At 60.4% G+C, this 5,738-nt stretch carries 7 protein-coding genes; 5 read left to right on the top strand and 2 right to left on the bottom strand.

Annotated elements, in window-relative coordinates:
* Positions 1–104 precede the first annotated feature (104 nt).
* From ACE04F_RS11040 to ACE04F_RS11055, 4 genes are all read left to right on the top strand, one after another.
* Positions 105–1,142 carry a DNA topoisomerase IB gene (locus ACE04F_RS11040; RefSeq protein WP_486106626.1) on the top strand — a complete coding sequence of 346 codons (1,038 nt, stop codon included), beginning with the start codon at positions 105–107 and terminating at the stop codon, positions 1,140–1,142.
* A gap of 134 nt (positions 1,143–1,276) precedes the next feature.
* On the top strand, positions 1,277–1,840 hold the full coding sequence (locus ACE04F_RS11045) for an ATP-dependent Clp protease proteolytic subunit (protein ID WP_039592957.1): 564 nt from the start codon (positions 1,277–1,279) through the stop codon (positions 1,838–1,840).
* Between the two features lie 228 nt (positions 1,841–2,068).
* Complete coding sequence (locus tag ACE04F_RS11050; protein ID WP_003182983.1) at positions 2,069–2,248, top strand: con-10 family general stress protein; 180 nt, start codon at positions 2,069–2,071, stop codon at positions 2,246–2,248.
* Positions 2,249–2,311: 63 nt separating this feature from the next.
* Positions 2,312–2,536, top strand: coding sequence for a hypothetical protein (locus ACE04F_RS11055; protein ID WP_305495379.1), 225 nt, complete (start codon positions 2,312–2,314; stop codon positions 2,534–2,536).
* A gap of 172 nt (positions 2,537–2,708) precedes the next feature.
* Here ACE04F_RS11055 and ACE04F_RS11060 read toward each other — a convergent pair whose 3' ends face one another.
* Positions 2,709–3,461: an OBAP family protein gene (locus tag ACE04F_RS11060; RefSeq protein ID WP_486106629.1), complete on the bottom strand. Its 753-nt coding sequence runs from the start codon at positions 3,459–3,461 to the stop codon at positions 2,709–2,711.
* A gap of 88 nt (positions 3,462–3,549) precedes the next feature.
* On the bottom strand, positions 3,550–4,086 hold the full coding sequence (locus ACE04F_RS11065) for a DUF3087 family protein (protein WP_486106631.1): 537 nt from the start codon (positions 4,084–4,086) through the stop codon (positions 3,550–3,552).
* 215 nt (positions 4,087–4,301) lie between these two features.
* Here ACE04F_RS11065 and ppnN point away from each other — a divergent pair, with 215 nt between their 5' ends.
* Complete coding sequence (gene ppnN / locus ACE04F_RS11070; RefSeq protein ID WP_305495382.1) at positions 4,302–5,675, top strand: nucleotide 5'-monophosphate nucleosidase PpnN; 1,374 nt, start codon at positions 4,302–4,304, stop codon at positions 5,673–5,675.
* The last annotated feature ends 63 nt before the right edge of the window (positions 5,676–5,738 follow it).

Consider the following 5,738-nt stretch of genomic DNA (forward strand, 5'->3'; position numbering starts at 1 on the left):
CTCCCACAGGGGCTATTTGGTTGATGTGAGAAACTCGGCACGACCGCAACGGGCGGCGGTCAATCAATTCACAGGCCATCTGAATTCATCGCCAAGGATCAAACATGCCCGACACCCTGCCGCCCGATGCACTCCCGGCTGATCTGCATTACGTCGACGACGCCGCTCCGGGCATCACCCGCCGCAAACTGCGGGGCAAGTTCTGTTACTTCGACCCGTCGGGCCAGCGCATTACCGATCCCGCTGAAATCCAGCGGATCAACGCCCTGGCCGTTCCGCCGGCCTACACCGATGTGTGGATCTGCACCGACCCGCGCGGCCACCTGCAGGCCACCGGGCGCGACGCCCGAGGACGCAAGCAGTACCGCTACCATTCGCGCTGGCGCGAAGTGCGCGATGCGGACAAGTACTCACGCATGCTCGAATTCGGCCGCACCCTGCCGCGACTGCGCAAACGCCTCGAGGAAATCCTCGCCACGCCCGGTTTCAGCCGCGATAAAGTCCTGGCAACGGTCATCACTCTGCTCGACGTCACGCTGATCCGCGTCGGCAATAGCCAATACGCCCGGGACAACCGCTCCTACGGCCTGACCACGCTGCGCAACAAGCATGTCGCGGTCAACGGCAGCGCCATCGCTTTCCAGTTCCGAGGCAAGAGCGGCGTCGAACACCAGATCACCGTGAAGGACCGGCGCCTGGCACGCATCATCAAGCGTTGCCAGGAAATTCCCGGGCAGAACCTGTTCCAGTACCTGGACGAACACGGCGAGCGCCACGCCGTCACCTCTTCGGACATCAACGCCTACCTCAAGACACTCACCGGCGCCGATTTCACCGCCAAGGACTACCGCACCTGGGCGGGCAGCGCGGCGGCGCTGGACGGGCTGCGTACATTGCAATGGGAAACCGAGACCGAAGCCAAGCGACACGTTGCCGAGATGGTCAGGCAGGTCGCCCGACAGTTGGGCAATACGCCCGCCGTGTGTCGCAAATGCTACATTCACCCCGCCGTGCTGGAAGGCTTCATGGGCGGCATCCTGAGCGAACTGCCCAAGCCTCGCGTACGCAAAGGACTCAGCGCACAAGAAGCCGCGCTGACGATGTTTCTGCAACGCATGGCCCAAGCTGTCGAAGCCTGCTAAGCGAAACGACCGCTGTTAGCCGGACCTGAACACGCGCGTGACGGAAGTGGAACATCCGACAGCCGGCGCACTCCCAACTGTACAGAGCCGCTGATCCGCAGACTCGTCAACGCGTAAGTCGAGAGGAGTTTCAGATGTCCGAACACATCGTCCATTTCCATTGCCAGATCGACCAGGGAACCACCGAGCGCTTCCGGGACAATTGCCTGGAAGCCATTGAAAAAGGCGCCGACTCGCTGATGCTCAACCTCTCTACCGTCGGCGGCAGCACCAACTTCGGTTTCACCCTCTATACCTTTATCAAGTCCCTTCCGGTGCCCGTGCGCGCGGTGAACGCCGGCAACATCGAGTCGATGGGCATCGTCATGTACCTGGCCGCCAGCGACCGCACCACCACCCCGCATTCACGCTTCCTGATCCACCCGATGAATTGGTATTTCGGCCAGAAATCGGTGGATCACTCGCGCTTGCGTGAATACCTCTCGAGCCTGGACAACGATGTGGCGCGGTACGTGGAAATCTACGTCAAGGAAACCGCCGGCGCCGCCACGCAACTGGATATTTTCAAATGCCTGTGCGCCGAGGAGCGAGTGATACCGGCGGAAAATTCGCTGGCTTTCGGCATTGCCCACCGCGTTGAGCAGGTGGTGTTTGCACCCGAGGCGAAACACTGGAAAGTCAGCGGCGGCGAGGATTGAATATCGTCCGCTGATGAATAAATACAATTTGCCGTCGCTTACCTTATTAATTAAATCGATGCTGTACAAGTTCAAGCGAGACGGCTGTATAAGTTACCCAGGGGTTAATTCTTTAGTTAATACCGTTCGTCGCCAGCGAAACGTTTTTTTTAAACTTCCATCCGCAGATTTCTTTCACAGTACTGCGAGGCACGTTTTACTCGCTTAACCAAAATGAGGATTCTCGAAATGGCTAATAGCGGAAACAAAAACCCAGGCAACTTCGCAAACGACCGTGAGAAAGCATCCGAAGCCGGCAAGAAAGGCGGACATGCTTCCGGCGGAAACTTTGCCAACGACCGGGAAAAAGCCTCTGAAGCCGGTAGGAAAGGTGGCGAACGCAGCCATGGCGGCGGCAGAAAATCGTAACCCGGAAAACCGTTGGGGCGTAGCGTTGCTGCGCCCTGGCGCTTAAACCTGTCGAGGTCATGCATGAGCCAGGACCGATTCATTGTCAGTTTCATCGCCGACGGCCAGCCCGATAACCGGGTGCTGGCGGCTGACACCGAGACCCTGAGCACCGAAGAAGCCGAGGCACTCTTGAGAGTGACCTTCACCGAGTTGAAAAGCGTCAGGATCAGTGACGTTCAAGTTCAGAAAAGAACCAAGCCAAACGAAACGGAACATGATGTTCCGGGGCACTTCAAACAGCCGTAATTAATTTATCCCTGCCCCCCGTGGCGAGGGAGCTTGCTCCCGCTGGGCTGCACAGCAGCCCCTAATAATTTTCCAATTAAATACAGTATCCAAATTGATTACCTTGGGGCTGCCGCGCAACCCAGCGGGAGCAAGCTCCCTCGCCACAAAAGTATATTCGGCAAATTCGCTTTTAGTGGGCATGCCCCGTCGGGTCCTTGATCTGCCACACCTGCCCCTTCTGCCAGGCATCCGCACCGGGATCGATCGCCGGCGCTTGGATTGCCGCGCGGGCACGTTTTTTCTCTTCGCTGGAGATGCCCATCCGGCTGTCGCGCTCACGCACTAACCGTGGGTCGATCTGGCCGTCGGCGGTAAAGCCCATCATCAGTTGCGGAACACCGTAAGGCAGCGCGTTGCCTTGCTCGGTATGCCAGGTGTGCCAGGTCTTGCCGTAGGTGCTGACGAGGTTTTTCATCAAGCGGGTTTCTGCGACCTCGGGAATCCCTGGCGCGACCAGTTGCCCGGACTTCACCTCATGCACATGGCTGTGCCACAACTGTTTTTCGCTGGCCGGCAAGTCCTCGAACAAGCGCTTGCTGATGATGTACTCCACGCCCATGAGCTTGGCGTTGGCGGTGTTGGCATCGAAGATGGCGCACTGGAAGACTTCTTCGTTCAGTGCCGTGCAGTAGTGATGCGCTTCCATTTGCCCGGACTTGCGCCCGTTGTAAAAATGGAAGCCATCCAGATAGGTATCCAACGCTTGCAATGGCGGTTTGTTCTGCATGAGCCCCGCTCCGGCTTCCAGCGTCGCGGTGGTCGGGCTCTTCGCGGCTCCTGGCGCGTCCACCGGTGAATGGCTGTTGCCGCCCGCGCAGCCTGCCAACCCCACCGTTGCCACGCAAAGCATGGCCCAGGTTCCATGAGTGATCTTTCCAGGCATCTCGTCTCTCCTTTTCATGACTGTTCATGAGAAAGGCGCCCGATCACCAGGGTTTGATTTTTCCACTGGGGCAACCGACGAGCGGCCGCTAGTCGCGGGCTTTATAGGCCTGTTTCACGGTATCGATCCAGGCCGGGTCCAGGCGCGATTGCGCGGGGTCCAGGCCGAGCGTCTGCAGCCTCTGCAGATGTTCGTCGGCCTCACGGCTCAGCGAGGCCTGGTCACTGGAGTTGGCATCCAGCAGGTGCATCTGGGCCAGGCCCAAATGATAGAAGCGCAGCAGTTTCATCGCCGCTGGGTCCTGGGCTTGCACACCGGCTTTCACCTGGTGCATCACGTTGGTGACACTCATCAGGCTGCGCTTGAGCTGCCAGCCGTACACCGCCGCGGCCATCCATGGCTGTTGCCAGAAGTACCCGCGCATGAGCGCGGCCATCAGCAGCACGGCGGCGAAAACCCCGCCCACGTTGAAGCGAAAATTATCCCCTCCCGGTGTGCCGAACAGCAGCACCGCCAGGCTCGACAGCAGCATCGCCAAGGCCAGGAATACCACGGCGACGATGAGGGTGCTGCGGCGGGTCTGCTGCCGGTAGGTCACGGCGTCCCACGGTTTGATCTCGAACATCGCGTCGCATTTTCCTTGTGTGGCGTGAAAAGACTCGCGCATTATCGCCTCCCCGGTCGATTTGGCTATGCCGGGGCTCATTTGTGTTGCACCAACCCGAAGGACCCGGATCAAAGTCCATGGCGATACCGCAAGGATCGTGCGATCTTCCTGCGTGGACGTTTTTTCAAAGATGCCGCCGTAGTGCGCGCGGCATCGTTTTCAAGGAAAGCTGAATGACTCAAAGACATGTAATCAACGCCTCGGTAAGCCCCAAGGGCAGCCTGGAGACCTTGTCCCAGCGCGAAGTCCAGCAACTGAGCGAAGCCGGTTCCGGCAGCATCTACGATCTTTTCCGCCAGTGCGCCCTGGCTATCCTCAACACCGGCGCCCATGTCGACAATGCCAAGACCATCCTCGAAGCCTACAAGGATTTCGAGATCCGCATTCACCAGCAGGACCGGGGCGTGCGCCTGGAGCTGCTGAACGCGCCGGCCGATGCGTTCGTCGACGGCGAGATGATTGCCAGCACCCGGGAAATGCTCTTCAGCGCCCTGCGCGACATCGTCTACACCGAGAACGAACTGGACAGCCAGCGCATCGACCTGAGCTCATCCCAGGGCATCAGTGACTACGTCTTCCACCTGCTGCGCAACGCCCGCACCCTGCGTCCCGGCGTGGAACCGAAAATCGTCGTGTGCTGGGGCGGTCATTCGATCAACACCGAAGAATACAAATACACCAAGAAAGTCGGCCACGAACTTGGCCTGCGCAGCCTGGACATCTGCACCGGCTGCGGCCCCGGCGTGATGAAAGGCCCGATGAAAGGCGCGACCATTGCCCACGCCAAGCAGCGTATCCACGGCGGGCGTTACCTGGGCCTGACGGAGCCGGGCATCATCGCCGCCGAGGCACCGAACCCGATCGTCAACGAGCTGGTGATCCTGCCGGACATCGAGAAGCGCCTGGAAGCCTTCGTGCGCGTCGGCCACGGTATCATCATCTTCCCGGGCGGCGCCGGTACGGCGGAAGAGTTCCTCTACCTGCTGGGGATCCTCATGCACCCGGCCAACCAGGACCTGCCCTTCCCGGTCGTGCTCACCGGGCCGAAAAGCGCCGCACCGTACCTGGACCAGTTGCACGCGTTTGTCGGCGCGACCCTGGGCGAAGCCGCGCAGAAGCACTACCAGATCATCATCGACGATCCGGCTGAAGTGGCGCGGCAGATGACCCAGGGCCTGAAAGAAGTGAAGCAGTTCCGCCGCGAGCGCAACGACGCGTTCCACTTCAACTGGCTGCTGAAGATCGACGAAGGTTTCCAGCGCCCGTTCGACCCGACCCACGCCAACATGGCCAGCCTCGGCCTGAGCCGCGACCTGCCGCCCCATGAACTGGCCGCCAACCTGCGCCGGGCGTTCTCCGGAATCGTCGCCGGTAACGTCAAGGACAAGGGTATCCGCCTGATCGAGGAGCACGGCCCGTACGAGATCCACGGCGACTCCGCCATCATGGAACCGCTTGATCGCCTGCTGCAGGCCTTCGTCGCCCAGCACCGGATGAAACTGCCGGGCGGCGCGGCGTATGTGCCGTGCTATCGCGTGGTGACCTGATTCGCAGGCACCCCATAGCCAGGAAATGTGGGGGGGGGGGGCTCGCGAAGGCGTCGGGTCAGC

Source organism: Pseudomonas sp. AGC41 (assembly GCF_057334555.1).

Excerpts from the sequence above, each read along its gene's own strand:
- ACE04F_RS11040 (WP_486106626.1), top strand. The coding sequence starts at position 105 with ATGCCCGACACCCTGCCGCCCGATGCACTCCCGGCTGATCTGCATTAC.
- ACE04F_RS11045 (WP_039592957.1), top strand. The coding sequence starts at position 1,277 with ATGTCCGAACACATCGTCCATTTCCATTGCCAGATCGACCAGGGAACC.
- ACE04F_RS11050 (WP_003182983.1), top strand. The coding sequence starts at position 2,069 with ATGGCTAATAGCGGAAACAAAAACCCAGGCAACTTCGCAAACGACCGT.
- ACE04F_RS11055 (WP_305495379.1), top strand. The coding sequence starts at position 2,312 with ATGAGCCAGGACCGATTCATTGTCAGTTTCATCGCCGACGGCCAGCCC.
- ACE04F_RS11060 (WP_486106629.1), bottom strand. The coding sequence starts at position 3,461 with ATGCCTGGAAAGATCACTCATGGAACCTGGGCCATGCTTTGCGTGGCA.
- ACE04F_RS11065 (WP_486106631.1), bottom strand. The coding sequence starts at position 4,086 with ATGTTCGAGATCAAACCGTGGGACGCCGTGACCTACCGGCAGCAGACC.
- ppnN (WP_305495382.1), top strand. The coding sequence starts at position 4,302 with ATGACTCAAAGACATGTAATCAACGCCTCGGTAAGCCCCAAGGGCAGC.